This window comes from Pseudomonas sp. HAR-UPW-AIA-41, assembly GCF_002304225.1.
Taxonomy (GTDB): Bacteria; Pseudomonadota; Gammaproteobacteria; order Pseudomonadales; family Pseudomonadaceae; genus Aquipseudomonas.
The window spans coordinates 552,406-577,437 of sequence record NZ_NSLB01000001.1 but is presented as its reverse complement, the minus strand read 5'-3'; the positions used below and the strand labels follow the sequence as shown (position 1 = coordinate 577,437).

Sequence of the window (25,032 nt, the reverse complement as noted above, 5' to 3'; positions counted from 1 at the left end):
AGCCACTACGGGTCCCGCAGATAGTCCGGGTACCAGCCCGGTCGCCCCTGCTGGTCGTCTTCTTTCAGTAAGAACCTTGGCTTTGTGAGCTGAGGTCCGGGGAGTTAAGACTGCGGCATCGGGCTTCACCGATGCCGCAGGTATTACAGGTCAGGCAATGTATCAGGTACCGCTCTGCAGCAGCATGCTGCGTACGTGGCCGATCGCCTTGGTCGGGTTGAGACCCTTCGGGCAGACGTTCACGCAGTTCATGATGCCGCGGCAGCGGAACACGCTGAACGGATCGTCCAGCGAGGCCAGACGCTCGGCAGTCTTGGTGTCACGGCTATCGGCCAGGAAGCGGTAGGCCTGCAGCAGCGCAGCGGGACCGAGGAACTTGTCCGGGTTCCACCAGAACGACGGGCAGCTGGTCGAGCAGCAGGCGCACAGGATGCACTCGTACAGACCGTCCAGCTTTTCGCGCTGTTCCGGAGACTGCAGACGCTCGATGGCCGGAGCCGGAGTGTCATTCTGCAGGAACGGCTGCACCTTCTCGTACTGCTTGTAGAAGATGCTCATGTCGACGACCAGATCACGAATGACCGGCAGACCTGGCAGCGGGCGAATCACCAGCTTGTTGCCTTTTACCACCGAAGAAATCGGAGTGATGCAGGCCAGGCCGTTCTTGCCGCTGATATTCATGCCATCGGAACCGCAAACGCCTTCACGGCAGGAGCGACGGTAGGAGAAACCTTCGTCCTGCTCTTTGATCAGCGCCAGCACATCCAGCACCATGAGGTCCTTGCCGTCGATCTCGACGTTGAAGTCCTGCATGAAGGGAGCAGCATCCTGCTCCGGGTTGTAGCGGTAAACGCTGACTTGCAATGTCTTACCTAACGACATATCGGTCACCCTTAATAAGTACGTACTTTGGGTTCAAACGCCGGAACGGTCTTCGGCGTGAAGTTGACAGAACGCTTGGCCACGCGCTTCTCACCCGGGAAGTACAGGGTGTGGCACAGCCAGTTGTCGTCATCACGCTCTTCGAAGTCTTCACGGGCATGCGCGCCACGGGACTCGGTACGAGTCTCGGCAGCGATCGCAGTCGCTTCAGCCACTTCGAGAAGGTTTTGCAGTTCCAGCGCTTCGATACGCGCAGTGTTGAACGCCTGGCTCTTGTCCGCGATCTTGACGGTCGCGATGCGCTCACGCAGGTCGGCCAGCTGTTTGATGCCCTTCTGCATGTATTCGCCGGTACGGAATACACCGAAGTAGTTCTGCATGCACTGCTGCAGCTCTTTGCGCAGCGGAGCAACGTCTTCGCCACTCTTACGCTCGTTGACGCCGGACAGGCGCTTGAGCGACAGCTCCAGGTCGGTTTCACTGGCACCACGGTGCTCGATACCTTCCTTGAGGGCTTTTTCCAGGTGCAGACCGGCGGCACGGCCGAATACCACCAGGTCGAGCAGCGAGTTGCCGCCCAGACGGTTGGCACCGTGTACCGATACGCAGGCAACTTCGCCCACGGCGAACAGACCGTCGATGATCTTGTCGTTGCCGTTGGCATCCTGGGTAATGGCCTGGCCATGAATGTTGGTAGCGATACCACCCATCATGTAGTGGCAGGTCGGGATAACCGGAACCGGAGCTACAACCGGGTCGACATGAGCAAAGGTCTTGGACAGTTCACAGATGCCCGGCAGGCGGCTGTGCAGTACGTCTTCACCCAGGTGATCCAGCTTCAGCAGCACGTGGTCGCCATCCGGGCCACAGCCGTTGCCGGCGATCACTTCCTTAACCATGGAGCGGGCGACCACGTCGCGGCCGGCCAGGTCTTTGGCGTTCGGAGCATAACGCTCCATGAAGCGCTCGCCATGCTTGTTGATCAGGTAGCCACCCTCGCCGCGGCAACCTTCGGTCACCAGCACGCCGGCACCGGCAATACCGGTCGGGTGGAACTGCCACATTTCAATGTCCTGCACCGGTACGCCGGCACGCAGAGCCATGCCCACGCCGTCACCGGTGTTGATCAGGGCATTGGTGGTGGAGGCGTAGATACGACCGGCACCACCAGTGGCCAGTACGGTGGCCTTGGAGCGGATGTAGACGGTTTCGCCATTTTCGATGCAGATGGCGATCACGCCCACCACGGCGCCGTCCTGGTTCTTCACCAGATCAACCGCATACCACTCGTTCAGGAAAACAGTGCCGTTCTTCAGGTTGGCCTGATACAGGGTGTGCAGCAGTGCGTGACCGGTACGGTCAGCAGCAGCACAGGTACGGGCAGCCTGACCACCCTTGCCGAAGTCCTTGGACTGGCCACCGAACGGACGCTGATAGATACGCCCCTGCTCGGTACGCGAGAACGGCAGACCCATGTGTTCCAGTTCGAACACGGCTTCCGGGCCAACGGAGCACATGTATTCGATCGCGTCCTGGTCACCGATGTAGTCGGAACCCTTGACGGTGTCGTACATGTGCCAGCGCCAATCGTCATTCGGGTCGGCCGAGGCGATGGCACAGGTGATGCCACCCTGAGCGGATACAGTGTGGGAACGGGTCGGGAAGACCTTGGTTACCACGGCAGTCTTGTGACCGGACTGAGACAGCTGCAGCGCTGCACGCATGCCGGCGCCACCGCCACCGATGATGATGGCGTCGAAATTGAGAGTAGGAATGCTAGCCATGAATCAGATACCCCAGAGAATCTGTACGCCCCAGACGAACAGCACGAACATCGCCATGCCACAGAACGCCTGAACGAGGAAACGCACACCAGTGGCCCACTTGCCCAGCGCCATGTGGGTCAGGTAGTCAGTGGTGATGGTCCACATGCCAACCCATGCGTGCACCGCGATGGAGAGCATGGCCAGCAGACTGAAAATGCGCATCCAGTTCTGGGAGAACAGACCATGCCAGTCGGCATAGGTCACACCCGGATTGGCCACCAGGTAGCCAAGCAGGAAGAGGAAATAAGCCGCGAGAACGACCGCAGAAACGCGTTGAGCCATCCAGTCATAGAGACCCGAACGCGAGAAATTCGTGACGTTGGTTACCATACCCACACCCCCACCAGCACGATCAGCACCGCCGAGATGACGATGACCAGCTTGGAGCCCAGCTTGCCGCCTTCCAGCGACTCACCGATGCCCATGTCCATGATCAGGTGGCGTACGCCGGCCACCAGGTGATACAGCAGGGCGGACAGAAGGCCCCAGGTCACGAACTTAGCCAGCGGACTGGTCAGACATTCTTTTACCTGCGCGAAGCCTTCCTCGGACGCCAGGGACTTGTCCAGTGCGTAAAGCAGCACGGCCAGGCCGACGAACAGGATGACACCGGATACGCGGTGCAGAATGGAGGTATAAGCAGTGATCGGGAGTTTGATAGTCCTAAGATCTAGGTTTACAGGTCGTTGGCTATTCACGGCTTTTTTCACACTGAGGCCCCAATACCGCAGGGCAAGTTGTCGGGAAGTGCACTGGTCAGGTACCCCTTCACCAAGGGAGTGCTGCCAACCATAGACAGGGGCAGAATCCCGCCTACGGTCGGTGGTCGAGTATAGACAGTTAGCCAGCTAATAACAACGCGACAACCCCTCCCTAAAAGCGGATTGCGCGGGCTAAAAAAATGGCGTATTAGCCGCCTTTTCTGTTCAATTTTTTGCACGCAAACCCTTATGCCGCCTGCGTTTTCGCAAATTGACATTAATTTTTATGGCTCTATAGTGTCGCCAGCCCTGCGTGGGGGGCAGTCAGATGATTTCAAGCATTAATTAGGAGGCCACATGGCTGACAAAAAAGCGCAGTTGATCATCGAGGGCGCTGCCCCCGTCGAACTGCCCGTTCTGAGTGGCACCGTGGGGCCGGACGTGATCGATGTGCGTGGCCTGACCGCTACCGGTCACTTCACTTTTGACCCGGGCTTCATGTCCACCGCCTCCTGCGAGTCGAAGATCACCTACATCGACGGTGACAAGGGCATCCTGCTGCACCGCGGCTACCCGATCGAGCAACTGGCCGAAAGCTCCGACTACCTGGAAACCTGCTACCTGCTGCTCAACGGCGAACTGCCGAACGCTGCGCAGAAAGAGAAGTTCGTCAGCACCATCAAGAACCACACCATGGTTCACGAGCAGCTCAAGAGCTTCTTCAACGGTTTCCGCCGTGACGCCCACCCGATGGCGATCATGTGCGGCGTCGTCGGCGCCCTCTCTGCCTTCTACCACGACTCCCTTGACATCAATAATCCGCAGCACCGCGAAATCTCCGCGATGCGCCTGATTGCCAAGATTCCGACCATCGCCGCCATGGCCTACAAGTACTCCACTGGCCAGCCGATGATGTATCCGCGCAACGACCTGAACTACGCGGAAAACTTCCTGCACATGATGTTCAACACGCCGTGCGAGATCAAACCGATCAGCCCGGTACTGTCCAAGGCCATGGACCGCATCTTCGTCCTGCACGCCGACCATGAGCAGAACGCGTCGACCTCCACCGTACGTCTGGCCGGCTCCTCGGGTGCCAACCCGTTCGCCTGTATCGCTTCCGGTATCGCCGCCCTCTGGGGCCCGGCTCACGGCGGCGCCAACGAAGCCGTGCTGACCATGCTGGACGAGATCGGCAGCGTCGAGAACATCGACAAGTTCATCGCCAAGGCCAAGGACAAGAACGATCCGTTCAAGCTGATGGGCTTCGGTCACCGCGTGTACAAGAACCGCGACCCGCGCGCCACCGTGATGAAGAAGACCTGCGACGAAGTTCTGGCCGAACTGGGCATCAAGAACGACCCGCAGCTGGAACTGGCCATGCGCCTGGAAGAGATCGCCCTCACCGATCCGTACTTCAAGGAACGCAACCTGTACCCGAACGTCGACTTCTACTCGGGCATCATCCTCAAGGCGATCGGCATTCCAACCAGCATGTTCACCGTGATCTTCGCCCTGGCGCGTACCGTCGGCTGGATCTCGCACTGGAAGGAAATGCTCTCCAGCCCTTACAAGATCGGCCGTCCGCGCCAGCTGTACACCGGCTACGAGCAGCGCAACTACGTCAAGCTGGAAGAGCGCAACTAAGCGCCTTCCTCCTCGACATAAAAAACGGGAGCCTCGGCTCCCGTTTTTTATTGCCTGTTGCTCAGCGTTTTTCCGCCAGAGCGCGCAGCTTCTCCAGCGTCAGGTAAGGCGCATCAACCACAAAGCTGTTGGCCAGCCAGGAAGGAATACTGCCACCCGGCTCGGTATGCACCTGATACAGCGCCTCAACCTGGCCATCGGCCTTTGGCGTGAACTTCCAGATGCCCTCGACCTTGCTCACCCGCACAAAGCCCTTCTCCTCCGGCACGTAGGTCGGCACCCCCTTGAGATGGCGGGTGATGCTGCCATCAGCGCCTTCCTCGGTGGTGACCTCCATGACCGAATCCCGCGGCGTCACCGGCCAGGGCGTATTGAAGCGCGTATAGGTCCAGTGCTTGTCGCCCTCGGCCTTCAGCGACTTCTGCTCGCGGCACTCATGAATCCAGGCACAGGAGCCTGCCACATCTTCCTGCAGCTTGCGCAGGCTGGCCATGTCCGCCCTGATCAGAGCAACGCCACGATAGGCCTTGTACTTCGATCCCGGCACGCTGCTGAGATAAACCTGAATACCGTCTTCATCCTTGGCCAGCTTCCACTCTTCCGCCTGCGCACCGGCAGCCAGCACCAGCAGCGCACAAGCAGCAGTGACACCCCGCAACATTCCCATCAACTCTCTCCTCAGCAAAACCATGATCCGACCGCACCACTCCAGCCGGCCGCACTAAACCGTCGTTGCCTGCTCCAGCCAGCCGATCAGGCGCAGCGCCTCCTCGCGGGAACCACCACAGACCATCTCGTCGGCCTTGAATCCAAGACACACCGAGGGCCGCTCCGGCAAACCGAACAGACGGCAAAAGTCCCGCTCATCCAGCTGCACGCAGCGCTCTCCCGCCGCCTTGCCATTGGGCATTCCGGGAATGGGTGAACTGATGGAGGGAGCAATACAGCACGCTCCACAGCCAGCACGACACTCCATGAAAACCTCCCACATCATTGAAGGGCGGCGATAGTAACGCCAAACCGCACAGGCAGCAGCCCTACAGCTCATCTACCCCTTGGCGCATGACGGCCAGCTGATTAGGCTTGCCGCTTTGCCCTGCGAGAACCCGCCATGCCGGCCTGGATGCAAACCGCTGCCCTGCTCTGCCTGTCCAATCTGTTCATGACCTTTGCCTGGTACGGCCACCTCAAGACCCTCGGCAACAAACCCTGGTACATCGCCGCCCTGATCTGCTGGGGTATTGCCCTGTTCGAATACCTGATCATGGTGCCGGCCAACCGTATCGGTTACACCGAACTGTCGGTTGGCCAGCTGAAGATCATGCAGGAAGTCATCACCCTGGCGGTCTTCGTCCCCTTCAGCGTGCTGTACATGCAGCAGCCGCTGAAACTCGACTACCTGTGGGCCGGGCTGTGCCTGCTCGGCGCGGTGTACTTCATCTTCCGCAGCTGATTCAGGCCCTGGGTTTGAGCCTGGCAATCAGGCTGGAGGTATCCCAGCGACCACCACCCATGGCCTGCACATCGGCGTAGAACTGATCGACCAGCGCGGTCACCGGCAACTGCGCGCCGTTGCCGCGTGCCTCGTCGAGGACAATGGCGAAGTCCTTGCGCATCCAGTCGACGGCAAAGCCGAAGTCGAACTTGCCCGCCAGCATGGTCTGGTGCCGATGCTCCAGCTGCCAGGACTGCGCCGCGCCCTTGCTGATCACCTCCATCGCTGCCTCGGCATCGAGGCCGGCGCACTGGGCAAAATGCAGCGCCTCGGAGAGCCCCTGGAGCAATCCGCCGATGCAGATCTGATTGACCATCTTGGTCAACTGACCGCTGCCCACCGGGCCCATCAGGCGACTCATCCGCGCATAGCTGTCGATCACCGGCTCCGCACGCTGAAAGAATGCCGCCTCGCCACCCACCATGATCGTCAGCAGGCCGTTTTCCGCCCCGGCCTGACCACCGGAAACCGGCGCATCGAGAAAGCCCACCTCACGCTCGGCCGCCTGCACCGCCAGCTCGCGGGCGACATTGGCCGAGGCCGTGGTGTGATCCACCAGAATGCTGCCGGCCGCCATACCGGCCAGAGCCCCCTCGGCGCCCAGCACGACCTGACGCAGATCATCGTCATTACCGACACACACCATCACCAGCTCAGCACCCTGCGCGGCCTCCCGCGGCGTGACGGCGATCTCACCGCCGTACTGCTCCTGCCACTGCAGCGCCCGCGCGGGGGTGCGGTTGTACACCGTCACCTCGTGCCCCTCGCGGGCCAGATGCCCCGCCATCGGGTAACCCATCACGCCCAACCCGATAAATGCCACCTTAGCCATTGCTAACTCCTCGGTTCACCATGCTGCGAGCCTAGGTGCTGTTGGCATTTCCGCGCAAGCCGCACTGCTCCACACAAGCGCCCCGAACTCGCGGTTTGCTCGCCATGCAAAGCCACTCCATACTGCTGCCACTGTCACGGAGGACCTTATGTCGCATTGGCTTGTGATCGACTTGGAAGCCACCACCGAAGAAGGTGGCTGGCCCCTGGAAGAAATGGAAATCATCGAGATCGGTGCCTCCCTGGTCGACAGCAATGGCCGCGAGCTGGATCATTTCCAGCGCTTCGTCTGCCCCCAGCGGCGCCCGCTCCTCACCAGCTTCTGCCGAGAACTGACCCATATCCAGCAAGCCCAGATTGATAGCGCAGAGCGCTTCGCCCAGGTCTGGAGCGGCTTCGAGCAATGGCTTGCCCCACACCTGCCGAAACTGACTGGCTGGCTCAGCTGGGGCGACTACGACCGCCGGCAGATTCTGCAGGAATGCCGAGCGCATCAGCTCGACAGCAGCTTCCTACAGGTCCCCCATCACAATCTCAAACAGTGCTTTGCCGAAAGCCGCCAACTGAAGCGACAGGTCGGCCTGAATACCGCCCTGCAGCTGGCCGGCCTGCACTTTCAGGGCACCCAGCACCGCGCCCTGGAAGACGCCCGCAACACCGCCCGCCTGCTGCCGCTGACCCGCCTGACGGAGCGGCCACTCGCCTAGTGACTGGGGCAGCCGGCTTGGGCATACTGGCCGCCCTTTTTTGACCCCCTTCCGAGGAATCCCCATGTTCAAGGTCAACGAGTACTTCGACGGCACCGTCAAATCCATCGCCTTCGGCATGAGCGAAGGTCCGGCCACCATCGGCGTGATGGCCCCGGGCGAGTACGAGTTCGGCACCAGCCAGCTGGAAGTCATGCACGTGGTTGCCGGCGCCCTGACCGTCAAGCTGCCGGGCAGCGACGCCTTCGAAACCTTCGCCGCCGGCAGCAAGTTCACCGTCCCGGCCAACAGCAAGTTCCAGCTGAAGGTCGCCGAAGACACCGCCTACCTGTGCGAATACCGCTAAGTTTTCCGCGTTATGAAAACCGGCCTCAATGGCCGGTTTCTTTATGCTTAACGCAGCTCAACGCTGATGGCGAACCCTGCCAGCTCCGCCAGGTATTCCTCGACGCTGAGCAGCCCCAGGCATGGCCGAGCGCCGCAGTGTTCAAGCTGCCCCATTGCCATCTTGCGTACCAGCGCCACGGCGGCCATGCACGGGATGTTCGGGCCATCGTTACCTAATGCCAAGAGTTCCCAGCACAACCTAAGTGGCTGCCCATCCGTCCCTGTGCCAGTCAGCTCGACAAACATGCCCGAATAACCATCGCCCAGGGGTTCCAAGCGCTGGGCGATACCCCGCAGCAGCGGGGCCAGCGGCAAGGCGGTTGGCAACAGGCGACTGCGCACCAGCCAGGACAGCATCCAGGTACCGAACTGGGTCAGACGCAGCCCCACACCGGCACTGAAGCGCACCGCCTGCACCCCGGGGTAGCGCTGCGGGAACAGCTCCAAATCGGGCACGTCGCAGTTGACCATCCAGCGAGGCCCCATGGGCGCGCGAAAAGCATGCCGGCGCGGCTCCTGCCAGCCATAGACGGTTTGCCAGCGCCCCGCCCGCCACTGCTGGAACGCTTTGCCGCAATAACTGAGAACCGCCTGCAACGTCGACAGACCCGGGGTCTTCTCCGATGAGCTGATGCCATGCTCGATACCGTCGAGCCGGGCAAAGCGCAGCTGCAGGCTGTCGACCACTGCAGCACTCAGCGCGGGCACCGAACTCGCCCCGCTGCAGAGCAGAACGCCGGCCTCACGCGCAGCCTGATCCAGGTAACTGATACCGCAGACAAAATCGCGCGCATCGGCCAGGTCGATGTAATGCGCGCCGGCATTCATACAGGCCTCAGCCACCCGATAATCCTGCCCCTGGAAAGGGCCAACCGTCGAAATCACCAGATCGGCGCAGAGTTCCCGCAAACGCTGCGCCAGCGTTGGCTGACCGATATCCAAGGCGACTCCCTGTCCTCCGACAGCTTCCGCCAGTGCTCTGGCCTTGCCCTGATCGCGCCCGCCCACCCAGACCTCGACGCCGGCAATGGCGGCAATCGCCCGCACTATCACCTGGCCGAAGTTGCCATATCCCCCCAGTACCAGCACACGCATGGACTACTCCCTGTCAACTTCGAACTGCAGTTCGGCCAGCCGCGCATACAGCGGATCGCTCTCGATCAGCTGCGCATGCCGGCCAATGGCGCGAATACGCCCGTGCTCCAGCACGGCGATGCGGTCGGCATCCTTGACCGTGGCCAGACGGTGGGCGATGACCAGCGTGGTGCGCCCGGCCATCAGTTGCGGCAGCGCCTGCTGGATCAGATGCTCACTCTCGGCATCCAGCGCACTGGTGGCCTCATCCAGCAGCAGAATGGGCGCATCGGCGAGCAAGGCGCGCGCAATCGCCAGACGCTGGCGTTGACCGCCGGAAAGCCCCTGCCCCGCCTCGCCCAGCGGCGTGTCGTAACCCTGCGGCAACGCAACAATGAACTCATGGGCATGGGCCGCACGGGCAGCAGCCTCGACCTCGGCATCGCTGGCATCCAGCCGGCCGTAGCGCAGGTTCTCCGCCACCGTGCCGTGGAACAGTGCTGGTTGCTGCGACACCAACGCAAAGCAGCGGCGCAGCGCGGCCGGTTCCAGCTCGGTGATAGGCATGCCGTCGAGGCGGATCAGCCCCTCATCAACGTCATGAAAGCGCAGCAGCAGATCGAACAGGGTCGACTTGCCCGCCCCGGAAGGACCGACCAGCGCTAGAGTCTCACCGGGCAGCACCTCGAGATCCACGCCATCCAGCGCCGGATGCTCACGTCCGGCGTAGGTGAAACGCACCCGTTCCAGCTGCAAGGTGCCCTGCACAGCGACAGGCAAGCTGCGCGGCTGCGCCGGAGGGGCAATCAGGCTACGGCTGGCCAGCAGCTCGGCGATACGCTCAGCGGCACCGGCGGCGCTTTGCAGATCGCCGATCACTTCGCTCAGGGTACCCAGAGCACCGCCGACGATCAGGCTGTAAAACACGAATGCCGCCAGATCGCCGCCACTGATCCGCCCCTCGATCACATCCAGACCGCCGACCCAGAGCATCAGCCCCACGGCGCCGAGCACCAGGATGATCACCACACTGATCAGCCAGGCACGCTGGGTGATGCGGCGGCGCGCGGTGGCAAAGCTCGCCTCCACCGTGGCGGCGAAGCGCTGACGGTCCTCGGCCTCGTGGTTGTAGGCCTGCACCGTCTTGATCTGGCCCAGAGTCTCGGCCACATAGCTGCCGACATCAGCCACCCGGTCCTGGCTCTGCCGCGCCAACGCGCGCACCCGCCGGCCGAACAACAGGATCGGCACCAGCACCAGCGGCAAGGCCAGCACCACGATGGCAGTCAGCTTGGCGTTGGTCACAAACAGCAGGACGATGCCACCGAGCAGCATGATGGCGTTGCGCAGCGCCAGCGACAGCGAGGAGCCGATCACCGTCTGCAGCAGCGTGGTGTCGGCGGTCAGTCGCGACTGGATTTCCGAGGCCCGGTTGGCTTCGAAGAAGCCCGGATGCAGGGTCAGCAGATGATCGAACACCCGCCTGCGGATATCCGCCACCACCCGTTCGCCCAGCCAGGACACCTGATAGAAACGGGCAAAGGTGCCGACACCCAGCGCCAGCACCAACAGGAGAAACAGCAGCAGCGACTGCTTGAGGGCCGTCACCGACTGCGTCGCCAGCCCCTGGTCGACCAATAAGCGGATGCCCTGCCCCATCGACAGGGTAATAGCGGCGGTAAACAGCAGCGCCAGCAGGGCACCTGCCACGCGCAGACGGTAAGGCGCTATAAAACTGGCCGCCAGACCCAGGGCAGTGCGATGACGCGGTGATAGCAGACTCAAGACAACACCTCCCTCAATGCAGATGGGCAGCTTGCCCTATGTCGCGTCCTCATGCTGCCAGCCGAGTGGATAGAGCAGCTCTTCCTTGTACCCGGCCCATACCCGCACCGCCGCGGGGAAACTGTCATCCAGTTGCGGATCGCCGCTATCGACCAGCAGCGGCCGCCCCTGCAGGGTGCCCAGCTTGCGCTTGGTGGCCACCACCCGCAGGTGATCCAGGCCGATGGCACGCAACACCCGCGGACTGATCTGCTGGTTGCCGCGCCCGAGGATATGGCCCTGACCGCCGATGGCGGTGACAAGCAGCCGGCTCGGATAGCCGTCGACCAGCTCGAACAGCTGCGCCTCGGTGACATCATGGGCCAGCACCCGGCCGTTCTCGATCACATCCACGCCCAGCAGCGTGGTCTCCAGCCCCAGGTTATGCGCCAGACCGTGCAGGGTCGAGCCGGGGCCAAACACGTAGCGCACACCGTCCTCCATGCTGTCCTGCAGCCAGTCGGCCAGCTCCAGCAGCACCAGTTCCTCGGACTCCATGCCGGCCTGCTTGGTCTGCTGCATGAAGTGGCCCTCTTCCGGCACCGTCAGCTCGCCGTACCAGCGCGCGGCCACCCGCCCCTCGCGCAGCGCCGCCTCGTCAAGATCGCGCACCTCACCGCAGGCCAGGCGCACCAGACCGCCTTCCACCAGGCGCGCGGCCAGCTCACCGGCAGCGCGCGGGCTGATGGCATAGACCCCGGAGTGGATCTTCACACCCGCCGGAATACCCAGTACCGGCTGGCCTTCCTGCACCACACTGCACACATCGCGCGCGGTGCCGTCACCGCCGGCAAAAAGGATCAGCCCACAACCGGCAGCCTGCAGCTGTTGCACCGCCTCTTTTGTGTCTTCCGCGCTGGTCGCCGCGTCACTGAGGCTTCCCAGTACCTGATGGGCGAAACCAAGTTCGTGCAGCAGGTCGGCGCCCATGGCGCCGGGAAAGGAGAGGAACTGCAGGCGCTCACGCAGTGGCAGCAGGCACTGCAACGCCAGCCGGGTGCGCTCGCTGGCACGCGGTTCGCTGCCGCGAGCCAGAGCTTCGGCGGCCATGCCATCGCTGCCCTTGAGGGCTGCCGGGCCGCCCAGCCCGGCCAGCGGATTGATGATCAAGCCCAGCCTGAATGCCGTCATGCATACACCTCACACCTAACCATTCGGCGCCGATGAATAACCGTGCGCCGGAGAAAAAGCCGGCTAGCCTGAACCTTCCGGCCAGTTGCCGACACTGTCACAGAGCAGTCATGACCACGACCTAGACTGCCAGCACACCCTGATGAGGAAGTCACCATGCAAGCACAGAACAACGTCCAGCAGGCCCCTCGTTTCACTGCCCCAGCCGCCAATCAGGCACTGGGCGGCAGCATCATCGATGCTCAGGGCCGCGAAGTCCCCATCACCGAAGCCATGGTCCAGCTGGCTTGCCGCGAGCTGGACAACTGCAGCCTCGCCACTGCCAAGCGCGGCTGATTACACCAGTTGCACCCCCAAGGCGCGCAGTAGTGCGCTCTGGGCCGGATTGTCCCCCTGCAGCCTGACCCTCAGCCCGTCGATCTCGCGTCGGTAGGGATAGTGCTTGCGCAGCTGATCGAACGCAGCACGCCGCGTGGCGGCATCGCCCTGTAACGAACGCAGGAAGTTGGCGTCATCCAAGCGCGGGTCGTAGACGGCGCGGCACACCTGAGCCAGCAGCCACTCCGGCGATGCCTCGGGCGTTACCTGCAACTCACTCAGCCAGGGCGCAGGCAGCAAGTCGCTGAGATGGCGCTGCGGCACCTGTCCGAGAAAAGCGCAGAACGCCTCATAGATCATCGCCGTGCCACGCAGCTTGCCGTCCAGGCTGTAGCCGGCGATATGCGGGGTGGCCAGCTGGCAAAGGGCTGCCAGCTCGACATCCACCTGCGGCTCGCCCTCCCACACATCCAGCACCACTTCCAGCTCGGCATCCGCCTCCAGATGCGCCCGCAGGGCTGCGTTATCCACCACCGCCCCGCGGCTGGCATTGATCAGCCAGGCGCCAGGCTTGAGCGCCTGCAATTGCGCGGCGCCGATCAGGTGATGGGTCGGATGGGCACCCTCGCGGGTCAGCGGCGTGTGCAGGCTGATCACATCGCATTCGCCGAGAATCTGCGCCAGCTCGACGAAATCGCCGCCTTCGGCCGCCTGGCGTGGCGGATCGCACACCCGCACCTGCCAGCCCAGCCCCTGCAGCACGCGAACCAGGCGACTGCCCACCTGGCCGGCGCCCACCACCCCGTAGACCAGCTGATCCAGGCGCCGGCCGGTCTGCTGGGCCAGCGCCAGCAGGCTGCCGAGCACGTAATCCACCACACCGCGCGCGTTGCAGCCCGGCGCACTGGCCCAATGGATACCAGCACTGGCGAAATAGGCCAGATCCAGATGGTCGGTGCCGATGGTACAGGTGCCGACAAAGCGCACCCGGCTGCCGGCCAGCAGGGCCTCGTCCACCCGGGTCACCGAGCGCACCAGCAGCGCGTCGGCATCTCGCACCTGCTCGGCACTGATACTGCGCCCCGGGTAGCGGCGGATTTCACCGAAGTCGGCAAAGAACTCGTCGAGCAGTGGAATGTTTTCGTCGGCAACTAGCAGCATGGCGCCCTCTCCCATCAATGCCGCGCATTCTACGTCATCGCGACCCGCCGCGGCTTTTCTGACCGGTGCGTCAGGGCGTAGACTAGGCCGCTTTTCCTTGTCAGGTTGAAGCCGCGTGTCCTCCTTTGCCCCCCGCCTGCAGCGCATCCGCACCGAGCTGCGCGCCCTGCTGGCCCTCGCCGTCCCGATCATCATTGCCCAGCTGGCGCATACCGCCATGGGCTTTGTCGATACCGTGATGGCTGGCCGCGTCAGCCCGCGCGATCTGGCCGCGGTCGCGCTGGGCAACTCGCTGTGGGTGCCGGTTTTCCTGCTGATGACCGGCGTGCTGCTGGCCACCACACCCAAGGTGGCGCAACGCTTTGGTGCAGGCAACCACAGCGAGATCGGCCCGCTGGTGCGCCAGGCCCTGTGGCTGGCTCTGGCTGTAGGCCTGCTGTGCGCTGTCGCCCTGTGGAATGCCGAACCGGTGCTGCACTGGATGCAGGTCGATGATTCGCTGATCGAGCCCGCCATGGGCTACCTGCGCGCAGTGGCCTGCGGTTTCCCCGCGGTGGCGCTGTACCACGTGCTGCGTTGTTTCAGCGACGGCCTTGGCCATACCCGCCCGACCATGGTGCTGGGGCTGCTGGGACTGCTGCTGAACATCCCGCTGAACTACATCTTCATCTACGGCAAGCTCGGCCTGCCGGCCATGGGCGGCGTGGGTTGTGGCTGGGCCACCGCGCTGGTGATGGTTGCCATGCTGCTGGGCATGCTGATCTGGGTAGCCTGGGCGCCCTATTACCAGGCCAGCGGACTGCTGCGGCGTTTCGACTGGCCGCAGGGCTCGGTGATCCGTCGTCTGCTCAGCGTCGGCCTGCCGATCGGGGTGTCGATCTTTGCCGAAGCCAGCATCTTCTCGGTGATTGCCCTGCTGATTGGCGGGCTCGGCGCCACCGTGGTGGCGGGCCATCAGATTGCGCTGAACTTCAGTTCCATGGTGTTCATGATCCCCTACTCGCTGGGCATGGCCGCCACCGTGCGGGTGGGTCAGGCGCTGGGGCGCCGCGAACCGCGCGAAGCACGTTTTGCCGCCGGCGTGGCCATGGCCACCGCCCTGGCGTATGCCTGCCTGTCGGCCAGCGGCATGCTCTGGCTGCGCACGGATATCGCCGAAATCTACACCCCGGACCTGGCCGTGATCGGGGTGGCCGGCTCGCTTCTGATCTACTCGGCGTTCTTCCAGTTTTCCGATGCCATCCAGGTCACTGCCGCCGGCGCCCTGCGCGGCTATCAAGACACCCGCGTAACCATGCTGATTACCCTGCTGGCGTACTGGGGCATTGGCCTGCCGGTGGGTTACAGCCTGGGCCTGACCGACTGGCTGGGCGAGCCGAGCGGCCCGCGGGGGTTGTGGCAGGGGCTGGTGGTCGGTCTGAGCTGCGCGGCCCTGCTGCTGGGCATTCGCCTGGCCCGTAGTGCCAGACGGCATATCCGCGCAGCCGGCGCTCAGTCGTGATGCGCCGGAACCGCGGCTAATGCCTGCCAGTATGCCTCACTGAGAAACTCACGCCCGGCCAGCAGATGCTCGAGGTAGGCTCTGGTGGGCCAAAGCCCCTCTTCGCGCATGGCCGGATTGGCCACATAGACCCAAGCCGCGATCACGCCCCGCGCAGTCAGCACGGGCATACGTTCGCGGCTGTAAAAGACGGGGGTGCCCTCGAAAGGGTCCATCTTGCGGATTTCATCGGCATGGCTCAGCCGGTAGAGAACCCCTTCGACCACACCATCACGCTGGTAGCGGATATTGGCGTATGAACGCCCCGGACGGTCATGGGCGCGTTTGTTGAAGCACAGAGCAAAACCAGACAGCTGCCCTGCCAGCGCTTCGTCAAACAGCAGGCCACGGCTGCGCATGCGCGCCGGGTTCATGTTTGAGCCATAGGCGAAATAGTAAGGCATGGCTTACTCGGCCTTTTTGCGGATCCAGTACAGGTAGGTGCCCTTCGACTCACTCTGCTCGATCAGTTCGTGGCCGAGAAACATGCAGAACTTGGGAATATCGCGGCGAGTCGAGGGATCGGTGGCGATAACCTTGAGCAGGCCGCCGGGGGCCAGGTCACGCACCTTGTTGTGCAGCATCATCACCGGCTCAGGGCAATTGAGGCCGGTGGCATCGAGAATCGAGTCAGCTTGCAGGGACATCAGCAACCTCCGAAGACAGGCAAGCATTCTCGCCGATCGCGCGCACAGGGTCACCTCTGACCACACAACCTTGGATGGGCGGCTTGTGCCGGGAGCCTCGGGCAAGCTGCGCCCACCGCGACCCGAACAAGAAAACACCATGCGCCTGATCACCCTTTGCGCCGCCAGCCTGCTGCTGGCCGGCTGCGCCGCCCGCGAGCAACTGCCCGACTACAGCCAGAGCGCCGAGCGCGACCTGCCGGCCACCCATTTCGAAACGGTGATCACCGGTCGTGATGGCACGCGCCTCTCCGCCACCGTGTTCCAGCCTGCTCTCAAGGCCGGCGAACAGGCGCCGCTGGTGGTACACACCCATGGCTGGGGCGGCTGGCGGGTCACCGGGCCGAATGGTTTCTACGGCACCCAGATGATGTCCGGCCGCGCGGCGCTGACCGCCTGGCGAGCCGGCTACTGGGTGGTCAGCTACGACCAGCGCGGCTGGGGCGGCAGCGAGGGCGACATCGAAATGATGGACCCGCGCTACGAGGTGCAGGACGCCCTGGCGGTCATCGACTGGTCAGCCAGCCACCTGCCACGTCTGCAGATGGACGCCCCCGGCGATCCACGCGTCGGCATGCTCGGCGAAAGCTATGGCGGCGCCGTGCAGTTGCTCGCCTCTGCCGAGGACTCACGCATCGACGCGCTGGTGCCCATTGCCACCTGGTACGACCTGGCCGATGCCCTGGCCCCGCAGGGCGACCTGAAGATCGGCTGGGGCGGCGTGCTGCTCGGCCTCGGTCTGGCCACCGGCTACGACCTCGGCAAGTTCGTCCAGGCGCCCTACCTGCGCACCGCCGACGGCACCATGCGTCCCGAGGTGCAAGCCGAGCTCAAGGCACACAGCCTGACCAGTTACTGTGACCGTGGGCAGCGCCCGCAGGCCGACGCCCTGCTGATTCAGGGCATGCGCGACACCCTGTTCCCCCTCGACCAGAGCCTCAAGATTCGTGACTGCCTGCAGCAGGGCCAGCGCGACGTGCGCCTGCTCGGCATGCAGGCCGGGCATATCCTGCCGCCGCCGACACAGACCTGGAGTGGCCTGCCGCCCTTCAACAACGAGCCGGTGCTGCACTGCGGGGAACGGGCCATCAACTACTACCAGGCCATCGTTGCCTGGTACGAGGAGAAACTGCGTGGCCGCCCGGGCGTGGCAGCCAGCGTGCCGGAGCTGTGCGTGAGCCTGAATCTGGACCAGGGTCTGGCGCTGAACGCGCTGCCATCCGCCGGTGAGCGCGTGGCACTGCCGCTGACCGAAGTACGACCGCTGACCAGCGGCCTGCTCAGCCCCAGCCAGTTCGTACCGCTGCGCACCATCGAGCAACCCAGCGCCCTGCTGGGCAGCACCCGCCTGACCCTGCAGGGCAGCCATGAACGAGAACAGGTGTTTGCCGCCATGGCGGTGAAGCGGGCCGATGGCCGGATCGAGACGCTCAATGAGCAGGTCACGCCGCTGGGGCAACGCAGCGAGCTGCAGCTGACCAGTGTCAGCGCGGCACTAGAGCCCGGAGACGTGCTGGGCCTGCAGTTCAGCGGTTTCAGCGGTCAGTACCTGTTCAACAGCTCATGGAGCCCGCGCGCGGTAGCCCTGCAGGGCGAAGTCGAGCTACCCGCCCTGCTGCCGCTCAACGCCCCGCTGGCAACGCGCTAAGCATGGCTGCCTGCGTCGTTATAAACGGCGCAGGTGGCAGGTCACTTCCTCGCGGTCGTGGTACAGCTGCTTGCAGCCGATGCTGACCTTGAGGCCACGCGCCTTCAGTCCATCCTCGATACGCTCCAGCAGGCGCTGCACCTCGGCGAAACGCTGCTTCATGGGCAGTTTGAGGTTGACCACCGCCTCCTGGCACCAGCCCTCGCCCAGCCAGGTCTCGATCATCGCCGCTGTCCGTGCGGGCTTCTCGACGATATCGCAGACCATCCAGTTCACCGGCTTGCGCGGCTTGAAAGTGAAGCCGTCAGCCCGCTGATGTTCCACCAGCCCCGAGTCCATGAGGCTCTCGGCCATGGGTCCGTTGTCCACCGCCGTCACCCGAATATGCCGGTTGACCAGCTGCCAGGTCCAGCCGCCGGGGGCCGCCCCCAGATCCACGGCGGTCATCGCCGGCGCCAGGCGTGCATCCCACTCATCCGCGGGATGAAGTGGTGCCAGGCCTCCTCCAGTTTCAGCGTCGAGCGGCTGGGGGCCTCGCGGGGGAACTTCAGGCGCGGAATGCCCATCGGCCAGAACGCCGAGTTATCGGCTTCGGCCAGACCGAGAAAGACTTCACGACCGCTCTTGAAGGTCAGCAGCAGTCGCGGTTTGAGACGGTCTTCCACCAGCTTGCCGGTCTTGTTCAGGGCCTTGCGCAGCGGCGCCTCAAACTTCTTGCAGAACCCCGACAGCTCCTTGCCTTCGTTGGTATCGAACACCTCCAGCCACAGACTGCCGGCCTGCGGGTAATCGGCCAGAGCCTCCTGCAAGACGCTGATGCGATCGGTCTCCGGCAGAGCCAGGAAACTGCCGCGCGCCCACTGGCGGATGAAGATCAAACGGCTGAACCGCAGCTTGCGCATCAGTCGCTCGGCACCGCCCGGCTCGGTGCAGACGAACTCGGCATAGGCCTGGTTCGGCTTGCTGCGGGCATAGCCCGCCACTTCATGACGCGCCGCCAGATCACTGATCTCGGCACAGACCTCACCCTCGAATCCCGGACGACAATGCAGCAACAGACTGTTCATTTCCCACTCCGGCTGCCAGCAGCCTCTTATGCAATGGCGCGCATGATACCTGAGCAGCAGCACACAACCTTCTGCGATACAGGAACAGCGTCTATACCTATACGCATTGGCCAGTCACCTGGCCCAGCGTTTTACGAGTTCCGGCTGACTAAACTTACGACGCAGCCAGGCGATAAATAAGAAATCCTGCCAAAGAGCAGTGACTCACATTAGAAAGTTGATCCCGCCATGCGTAATAACCAGCCCGTGACCCAGCGCGAACGCACTTTCCCAGCGCAACAGCGCCTGATCTCAACGACAGATCAAAAAGGTCTGATCACCTATTGCAACGAAGCCTTTATCGAGATCAGTGGCTATAGCCGTGAAGAGCTGATGCGAGCCCCGCACAATCTGGTACGTCATCCCGATGTACCACCAGCCGTGTTTGCCCATATGTGGACCACTCTTAAGCAAGGCAAACCCTGGATGGGCATCGTCAAGAACCGCTGCAAAAGCGGTGACCACTACTGGGTCAACGCTTATGTCACGCCGATATTTGAAGGCAGCCAAGTGACCGGCTACGAGTCGGTCAGGGTCAAACCCAGCAGCGAGCAGATACGGCGCGCCGAAGCCCTTTATCAGCGCATCAACAGTGGTAAAAGCGCTATCCCTGCGAGTAACCGCTGGCTACCGATGGTAAGAAACTGGCTGCCATTCATTCTCCTGAGCCAGGTGGGTTGGGCCATCGGTGCCTGGCTGGACGGGCACTGGGGATTCATCCTTGCTGCCCTGCTCTCCATTCCGCTCGGTCTGTTGGGCCTGGCCTGGCAAGGGCGAAGCACCAGGCGCCTGCTGAAAATCGCTGAACAGGCCACCTCCGACCCACTGATTGCCCAGATGTACACCGACAGTGAAGGTGACGAAGCACGTCTGGAGCTGGCCATGCGCAGTCAGGAGGCCCGCCTGAAAACCTGCCTGACACGCCTGCAAGATACCGCCGAACAGCTCACCACCCAGGCAAATGACGCCGACCGACTGGCCCGCAGCAGTGCCGACGGGCTTCAACTACAACACCTGGAAACCGAACAGGTGGCAGCGGCAGTTCAGCAGATGGCTGCCACCACCCAAGAAGTAGCCCGCAACGTACAACGCACGGCTGATGCCACCCAGCAGGCCAATCAACTGACCCTGTCAGGAAGACATATCACTGACGAGGCCCGAGACGCTATTCAGCGCCTGTCCAATGCGGTCAGTGAGACAGGCGAGACAGTGACTCGTCTGGCCCAGGACAGCAGTGAGATTGGTGGCGTAGTCGATGTGATCAAGGGCATTGCCGACCAGACCAATCTGCTCGCACTCAATGCCGCGATCGAAGCGGCCCGCGCCGGTGAGATGGGCCGTGGCTTTGCCGTGGTTGCCGATGAAGTACGCTCCCTGGCCAGCCGCACAGCCGAGTCGACCGGGCAGATTCACCAACTGATCGCCAAACTGCAACGCACCGCCGAGGAGGCCGTAGCCACCATGGACAACGGCCGTCGTCAGGCTGACGAGGGTGTGCTCAAGGTACAGCAGGCAGACGACGCATTGGTCGGCATTAGCGATGCGGTGGCACATATCGCCGATATGGCCAACCAGATCGCGGCAGCTGCCGATGAGCAGAGCGCAGTAGCCGAAAACATCAACCACAAAGTAGAAACCATTGCCCAACTCGCCGAAGAAACCACAGGCTCTGCTCATCGCACCGCCGAACTGAGCCAGGGCTTGAGCGAAACAGCCAAAGGGCAATTCTCTCTGGTAGAGCGCTTCAATCGATAATGCGTTCCACCCAGGCTGCCACCGCGTAGGCAGCAGCCTGCAGATGCTGCTCATGACTGAAACCACTGCTCTTGAGTGGTTTCAAGTCATGGTCTGCCGCTGCTAGCCAGTGCATGGCGATACGCGACGGCAAATCGTAACCTTCGACCTCCGCTCTATTACCCAACGCATCACGCTCTCCCTGAATAATCAGGGCTGGGGCATGAATACCGTGCAAGTGCTCCACGCGCAGCTTGTCCGGCTTGCCGGCGGGATGGAAGGGATAGCCAAAACAGACCAGCGCATCGGCTCCTAGCTCGTCGACCAGCAGACTGGCCATGCGCCCACCCATGGACTTACCCCCCAGCAACACAGATCCTGCGACCTGCTGTCGCACGCTGGCATAAACCTCACGCCAACTGGCCAGTAAACGGGGCTGCGGATCAGGCGGGCGACGCTTGCCATCCAGTCGCCGGGCAGCCATGTAGGGAAACTCGAAGCGCACTACCGCAAAGCCACGGGCAGCAAGCGCTTGAGCCAGTTTTTCAAGCACCACCGAGTCCATCCCGGCACCCGCTCCGTGCGCCAAGATCAAGGTGGCCGAAGCCGCCCCGACAGCATGATTCCAAAGCAGTTCCATAAAACCTCACCGAGACTGTGACAATTGATCTCAGTCAATAACCGCAAGTCGTGCTTTGCGGATGCTTGTTCTGCGCAAAAGCGCAGCCAGTATCCATAACCGTGTATGGAAGCCCATAACATGAGCACAGCAACCACACAGCAGACTGCCTACAACTACAAGGTGGTCCGCCAATTCGCCATTATGACGGTCATTTGGGGCATCGTCGGGATGGCCGTTGGCGTCCTCATCGCGGCCCAGCTTGTCTGGCCGGAACTCAACCTCGGTCTTCCCTGGACCAGCTTCGGGCGCTTGCGTCCGCTGCACACCAACGCGGTGATCTTCGCCTTCGGCGGTTGCGCACTGTTTGCCACTTCCTACTACACCGTACAGCGCACCTGTCAGGCCCGCCTGTTCGGTGGCCCACTGGCAACCTTCACCTTCTGGGGTTGGCAACTGGTGATCCTGCTGGCGGCCATCACCCTGCCGCTGGGCATTACGACCTCCAAGGAGTATGCCGAGCTGGAATGGCCGATCGACATTCTGATCACTGTCGTCTGGGTGGCCTATGCCATCGTGTTCTTCGGCACTGTTGCCAAGCGCCAGACCAGCCACATCTACGTAGGCAACTGGTTCTTCGGTGGCTTCATCCTGACCGTGGCAATCCTGCACCTGGTCAACAACGCCGAACTGCCAGTCACCGCCCTGAAGTCCTACTCGGCCTACGCCGGTGCGACTGACGCAATGATCCAGTGGTGGTACGGCCACAACGCCGTGGGCTTCTTCCTGACTGCCGGCTTCCTCGGCATGATGTACTACTTCGTACCGAAGCAGGCAGGCCGCCCGGTCTACTCCTATCGTCTGTCGATCGTGCACTTCTGGGCACTGATCGCCGTGTACATCTGGGCCGGTCCGCACCACCTGCACTACACCGCTCTGCCGGACTGGGCTCAGTCCCTGGGCATGGTGATGTCCCTGATTCTGCTGGCTCCGAGCTGGGGTGGCATGATCAACGGCATGATGACCCTGTCGGGTGCCTGGCACAAACTGCGTAGCGACCCCATCCTGCGCTTCCTGGTGGTGTCCCTGGCCTTCTACGGCATGTCCACCTTCGAAGGCCCGATGATGGCCATCAAGACCGTCAACGCCCTGTCCCACTACACCGACTGGACCATCGGCCACGTACACGCCGGCGCCCTCGGCTGGGTAGCCATGGTGTCGATCGGCTCGCTGTATCACCTGATCCCGAAAGTCTTCGGTCGTGAAGAGATGCACAGCACCGGCCTGATCAACACCCATTTCTGGCTCGCCACCATCGGCACCGTGCTGTACATCGCCTCGATGTGGGTCAACGGCATCACCCAGGGTCTGATGTGGCGTGCAGTCAACGAAGACGGCACCCTCACCTACTCCTTCGTTGAAGCCCTTGAGGCCGGCCACTATGGCTATCTGGTACGCATGATCGGCGGCGCGATCTTCCTCGCCGGCATGCTGGTGATGGCCTACAACACCTGGCGCACCGTGAGCTCCGCGACGGCGGAACAAGTACAAGCCGCCGGCCAGCCAGCCTGAGGAGCAGCGAGATGAGCAATAACAGCAAACACGAAATTCTCGAGAAAAACGTCGGCCTGATGGCCCTGTGCATGATCCTGGCCGTCTCCATCGGTGGTCTGGTGCAGATCGTGCCGCTGTTCTTCCAGAAAGAAACCACTCAGCCGGTGGAAGGCCTCAAGCCCTACACCGCCCTGCAACTGGAAGGCCGCGACATCTACATCAAGGAAGGCTGCGTCAGCTGCCACTCGCAGATGGTGCGTCCGTTCCGCGCTGAAACCGAGCGTTATGGCCACTACTCCGTTGCCGGCGAAAGCGTCTACGACCACCCGTTCCTGTGGGGCTCCAAGCGTACCGGTCCGGACCTGGCACGCGTCGGTAGTCGCTACTCCGATGACTGGCATCGTGCTCACCTGTACAACCCGCGCAACGTAGTGCCGGAGTCGAAGATGCCGGCCTACCCATGGCTGGTGGAAAACCAGCTCGACGGCAAGGACACCGCCAAGAAGATGCAAGCAATGCGCACCCTAGGCGTGCCGTATAGCGATGCGGACATTGCCGGTGCCAGCGACGCGGTCAAGGGCAAAACCGAAATGGACGCCCTGGTGGCCTACCTGCAAGTTCTCGGCACCAGCCTGAAGAACAAGCGGTAAGCAACCATGGATATCGGAACTCTGCGGGGTCTCGGCACAGCACTGGTACTGATGGCCTTTGTCGGTCTGGTGCTCTGGGCCTTCAGTGGCAAGCGCAAGAGCGGCTTCGATGAAGCCGCCCTGCTGCCCTTCGCCGACGACCGCAACTCGAAAAATCAGGAGTAAACAACCATGACCTCGTTCTGGAGTGGGTACATCACTCTCCTCACCATCGGCACCCTGGTGGCGCTGACGTGGCTGATCTTCAGCACCCGCAAGGGTGAGACGAAGGGCGTCACCGACAAGACCATGGGCCATGCCTTCGACGGCATTGAGGAATATGACAATCCGCTGCCGCAGTGGTGGTTCCTGCTGTTCGTCGGCACCATCGTGTTTGGCGTGATCTATTTCGCCCTCTACCCAGCGCTGGGTAACTGGAAAGGCCTGCTGCCGGGTTATGAAGGCGGCTGGACCCAGGTCAAGCAGTGGGAGCGCGAAGTCAGCCGTGCTGACGAGCAATACGGCCCCATCTTCGCCAAATATGCAGCCATGCCACTGGAAGATGTTGCCAAAGATCCGCAGGCACTGAAGATGGGCAACCGTCTGTTCGCCACTTACTGCTCGATCTGCCACGGCTCTGATGCCAAAGGTGCACCGGGCTTCCCCAACCTGGCTGACAACAGCTGGCGCTGGGGCGGCGACACTGCCAGCATCAAGACCACCATCCTGCACGGTCGCATGGCTGCCATGCCGGCTTGGGGCGCAATCCTCGGTGAGGAAGGCGTAAAAAATGTGGCTGCCTATGTGCGTCAGGACCTCGCTGGCCTGAAACAGCCGGAAGGCACCCAGGCAGACTTGGCTGCCGGTAAGCAGCAGTTCGCGACCAACTGCACCGCTTGCCATGGTGCTGAAGGCAAAGGTATGCCGATGATGGGCGCACCCGATCTGACCAAGCCCTCGGCCTGGATCTATGGTTCGAGCCTTACTCAGATTCAGCAGACCCTGCGCTATGGCCGCAACGGCCAGATGCCGGCGCAAGAGCAGTACCTGGGCAACGACAAGGTTCACCTGCTCGCAGCCTACGTCTACAGCCTGTCGCAACAACCGGCTGAAGTCTCCAGCAAGTAACTGCAAGAACAGCGGCGCAGGGATGCGCCGCTAACCTTTCCAGACTCAGCGCCAAACAGGCTGACCAACTTCAGCGCACCTGCACGGTTAGCCCGCCCGCCTACTGCGACCCGATGTCGCACCTCTTTACCCGACAAAACGACTTGGTCTTTGCTCAGAGCACGCTAAGCTGTTTTGCATCGCCACCCGCACAACTCCAAGGCGAGCCTTTTTTTACGCGCAGATTGGATGCACTCCGCTGAACAGCATTCAGTGTCAGTGGCGTGTCATCAATAACGGCTGCAAGTCCCTACTAGGCGTAATGTTTCAGTGTGTGTCGTTGCATTGAAAAAGGCCTTTCTCCATACTTGCCGCCGCTTTTTTGAGCGGGTGCGACCTTGCGTCGCGCGCCTTCCTTCTAACCG

Annotated in this window: 26 protein-coding genes and 1 pseudogene; 12 read left to right on the top strand and 15 right to left on the bottom strand. The window is 62.5% G+C overall.

Translation table 11 applies throughout. The features are described from left to right. Positions 1-162 precede the first annotated feature (162 nt). Genes CK486_RS02665 through sdhC form a run of 4 tightly spaced genes read right to left on the bottom strand, consistent with a single transcriptional unit; the run spans position 163 to position 3,418 of the window. Positions 163-882 carry a succinate dehydrogenase iron-sulfur subunit gene (locus tag CK486_RS02665; RefSeq protein WP_095938721.1) on the bottom strand — a complete coding sequence of 240 codons (720 nt, stop codon included), beginning with the start codon at positions 880-882 and terminating at the stop codon, positions 163-165. Between the two features lie 11 nt (positions 883-893). Then, the gene (sdhA, locus tag CK486_RS02660; protein WP_095938720.1) at positions 894-2,666 is read right to left on the bottom strand and encodes a succinate dehydrogenase flavoprotein subunit; all 1,773 of its coding nucleotides are present in this window, start codon (positions 2,664-2,666) and stop codon (positions 894-896) included. 3 nt (positions 2,667-2,669) lie between these two features. Next, positions 2,670-3,038 carry a succinate dehydrogenase, hydrophobic membrane anchor protein gene (sdhD, locus tag CK486_RS02655; protein ID WP_095938719.1) on the bottom strand — a complete coding sequence of 123 codons (369 nt, stop codon included), beginning with the start codon at positions 3,036-3,038 and terminating at the stop codon, positions 2,670-2,672. Beyond that, positions 3,032-3,418 (bottom strand): succinate dehydrogenase, cytochrome b556 subunit, encoded by a 387-nt coding sequence (gene sdhC / locus CK486_RS02650; RefSeq protein ID WP_176481630.1) that lies wholly within the window; start codon positions 3,416-3,418, stop codon positions 3,032-3,034. Before sdhC ends, sdhD begins: the two co-directional genes overlap by 7 nt. 348 nt (positions 3,419-3,766) lie before the next feature. Here sdhC and gltA point away from each other — a divergent pair, with 348 nt between their 5' ends. Then, positions 3,767-5,056, top strand: a complete 1,290-nt coding sequence (gene gltA / locus CK486_RS02645; RefSeq protein WP_095938717.1) for a citrate synthase — start codon at positions 3,767-3,769, stop codon at positions 5,054-5,056. A 61-nt stretch (positions 5,057-5,117) separates the two neighbouring features. Here the strand turns inward: gltA and CK486_RS02640 are convergent, their stop codons facing one another. Both CK486_RS02640 and CK486_RS02635 read right to left on the bottom strand, forming a co-directional pair. Then, on the bottom strand, positions 5,118-5,723 hold the full coding sequence (locus CK486_RS02640; protein WP_095938716.1) for an START domain-containing protein: 606 nt from the start codon (positions 5,721-5,723) through the stop codon (positions 5,118-5,120). A gap of 54 nt (positions 5,724-5,777) precedes the next feature. Then, complete coding sequence (locus tag CK486_RS02635; RefSeq protein WP_095939047.1) at positions 5,778-6,032, bottom strand: YkgJ family cysteine cluster protein; 255 nt, start codon at positions 6,030-6,032, stop codon at positions 5,778-5,780. A gap of 135 nt (positions 6,033-6,167) precedes the next feature. Between CK486_RS02635 and CK486_RS02630 the strand changes: the two genes are divergently transcribed. Continuing rightward, positions 6,168-6,509: a DMT family protein gene (locus tag CK486_RS02630; RefSeq protein WP_095938715.1), complete on the top strand. Its 342-nt coding sequence runs from the start codon at positions 6,168-6,170 to the stop codon at positions 6,507-6,509. Position 6,510: 1 nt separating this feature from the next. Here the strand turns inward: CK486_RS02630 and CK486_RS02625 are convergent, their stop codons facing one another. Continuing rightward, positions 6,511-7,383 (bottom strand): NAD(P)-dependent oxidoreductase, encoded by an 873-nt coding sequence (locus CK486_RS02625; protein ID WP_095938714.1) that lies wholly within the window; start codon positions 7,381-7,383, stop codon positions 6,511-6,513. A 148-nt stretch (positions 7,384-7,531) separates the two neighbouring features. Between CK486_RS02625 and CK486_RS02620 the strand changes: the two genes are divergently transcribed. Then, positions 7,532-8,089: an exonuclease domain-containing protein gene (locus tag CK486_RS02620; protein ID WP_095938713.1), complete on the top strand. Its 558-nt coding sequence runs from the start codon at positions 7,532-7,534 to the stop codon at positions 8,087-8,089. A 64-nt stretch (positions 8,090-8,153) separates the two neighbouring features. Next, positions 8,154-8,435, top strand: a complete 282-nt coding sequence (locus CK486_RS02615; protein WP_095938712.1) for a pyrimidine/purine nucleoside phosphorylase — start codon at positions 8,154-8,156, stop codon at positions 8,433-8,435. A gap of 47 nt (positions 8,436-8,482) precedes the next feature. Here the strand turns inward: CK486_RS02615 and CK486_RS02610 are convergent, their stop codons facing one another. The 3 genes from CK486_RS02610 to CK486_RS02600 are packed head-to-tail and all read right to left on the bottom strand — an operon-like array spanning position 8,483 to position 12,505. Continuing rightward, a complete protein-coding gene (locus CK486_RS02610) occupies positions 8,483-9,571 on the bottom strand; it encodes a saccharopine dehydrogenase family protein (RefSeq protein WP_095938711.1) in 1,089 nt (362 codons plus the stop codon). A gap of 3 nt (positions 9,572-9,574) precedes the next feature. Beyond that, the gene (locus CK486_RS02605; RefSeq protein WP_095938710.1) at positions 9,575-11,335 is read right to left on the bottom strand and encodes an ABC transporter transmembrane domain-containing protein; all 1,761 of its coding nucleotides are present in this window, start codon (positions 11,333-11,335) and stop codon (positions 9,575-9,577) included. A 36-nt stretch (positions 11,336-11,371) separates the two neighbouring features. After that, positions 11,372-12,505 (bottom strand): ATP-NAD kinase family protein, encoded by a 1,134-nt coding sequence (locus tag CK486_RS02600; protein WP_095938709.1) that lies wholly within the window; start codon positions 12,503-12,505, stop codon positions 11,372-11,374. A 156-nt stretch (positions 12,506-12,661) separates the two neighbouring features. On the opposite strand from CK486_RS02600, the gene CK486_RS02595 reads away from it, so the two are divergent. Then, positions 12,662-12,841: a PA1571 family protein gene (locus tag CK486_RS02595; protein ID WP_095938708.1), complete on the top strand. Its 180-nt coding sequence runs from the start codon at positions 12,662-12,664 to the stop codon at positions 12,839-12,841. Here the strand turns inward: CK486_RS02595 and pdxB are convergent, their stop codons facing one another. Then, positions 12,842-13,984, bottom strand: a complete 1,143-nt coding sequence (pdxB, locus tag CK486_RS02590; RefSeq protein ID WP_095938707.1) for a 4-phosphoerythronate dehydrogenase PdxB — start codon at positions 13,982-13,984, stop codon at positions 12,842-12,844. It abuts the gene before it with no gap. Positions 13,985-14,099: 115 nt separating this feature from the next. On the opposite strand from pdxB, the gene CK486_RS02585 reads away from it, so the two are divergent. Next, complete coding sequence (locus CK486_RS02585; RefSeq protein ID WP_095938706.1) at positions 14,100-15,485, top strand: MATE family efflux transporter; 1,386 nt, start codon at positions 14,100-14,102, stop codon at positions 15,483-15,485. Here the strand turns inward: CK486_RS02585 and CK486_RS02580 are convergent. Together CK486_RS02580 and tusA are read right to left on the bottom strand one after the other, a co-directional pair. Beyond that, positions 15,476-15,928, bottom strand: coding sequence for a gamma-glutamylcyclotransferase family protein (locus tag CK486_RS02580; RefSeq protein ID WP_095938705.1), 453 nt, complete (start codon positions 15,926-15,928; stop codon positions 15,476-15,478). The two genes, CK486_RS02585 and CK486_RS02580, sit on opposite strands and share 10 nt — an antisense overlap. A gap of 3 nt (positions 15,929-15,931) precedes the next feature. Next, a complete protein-coding gene (gene tusA, locus CK486_RS02575) occupies positions 15,932-16,171 on the bottom strand; it encodes a sulfurtransferase TusA (protein WP_095938704.1) in 240 nt (79 codons plus the stop codon). 139 nt (positions 16,172-16,310) lie between these two features. On the opposite strand from tusA, the gene CK486_RS02570 reads away from it, so the two are divergent. Further along, positions 16,311-17,858 (top strand): S9 family peptidase, encoded by a 1,548-nt coding sequence (locus CK486_RS02570; protein ID WP_095938703.1) that lies wholly within the window; start codon positions 16,311-16,313, stop codon positions 17,856-17,858. 18 nt (positions 17,859-17,876) lie between these two features. Here CK486_RS02570 and rlmM read toward each other — a convergent pair. Further along, positions 17,877-18,925 (bottom strand): annotated as a pseudogene (gene rlmM / locus CK486_RS02565) (23S rRNA (cytidine(2498)-2'-O)-methyltransferase RlmM). Positions 18,926-19,153: 228 nt separating this feature from the next. On the opposite strand from rlmM, the gene CK486_RS02560 reads away from it, so the two are divergent. Beyond that, positions 19,154-20,719, top strand: a complete 1,566-nt coding sequence (locus tag CK486_RS02560) for a PAS domain-containing methyl-accepting chemotaxis protein (protein ID WP_095938702.1) — start codon at positions 19,154-19,156, stop codon at positions 20,717-20,719. Here the strand turns inward: CK486_RS02560 and CK486_RS02555 are convergent. After that, positions 20,709-21,338, bottom strand: coding sequence for an alpha/beta family hydrolase (locus CK486_RS02555; protein ID WP_095938701.1), 630 nt, complete (start codon positions 21,336-21,338; stop codon positions 20,709-20,711). The genes CK486_RS02560 and CK486_RS02555 overlap by 11 nt on opposite strands. Positions 21,339-21,458: 120 nt before the next feature. Between CK486_RS02555 and ccoN the strand changes: the two genes are divergently transcribed. Genes ccoN through ccoP form a run of 4 tightly spaced genes read left to right on the top strand, consistent with a single transcriptional unit; the run spans position 21,459 to position 24,628 of the window. Then, positions 21,459-22,889 (top strand): cytochrome-c oxidase, cbb3-type subunit I, encoded by a 1,431-nt coding sequence (gene ccoN / locus CK486_RS02550; RefSeq protein WP_095938700.1) that lies wholly within the window; start codon positions 21,459-21,461, stop codon positions 22,887-22,889. An 11-nt stretch (positions 22,890-22,900) separates the two neighbouring features. Beyond that, positions 22,901-23,521, top strand: coding sequence for a cytochrome-c oxidase, cbb3-type subunit II (gene ccoO, locus CK486_RS02545; RefSeq protein ID WP_095938699.1), 621 nt, complete (start codon positions 22,901-22,903; stop codon positions 23,519-23,521). A gap of 6 nt (positions 23,522-23,527) precedes the next feature. Beyond that, entirely contained in the window at positions 23,528-23,686 is a 159-nt protein-coding gene (locus CK486_RS02540) for a cbb3-type cytochrome c oxidase subunit 3 (RefSeq protein ID WP_095938698.1), read from the top strand. Between the two features lie 6 nt (positions 23,687-23,692). Continuing rightward, on the top strand, positions 23,693-24,628 hold the full coding sequence (gene ccoP, locus CK486_RS02535; protein WP_095938697.1) for a cytochrome-c oxidase, cbb3-type subunit III: 936 nt from the start codon (positions 23,693-23,695) through the stop codon (positions 24,626-24,628). Positions 24,629-25,032 lie beyond the last annotated feature (404 nt).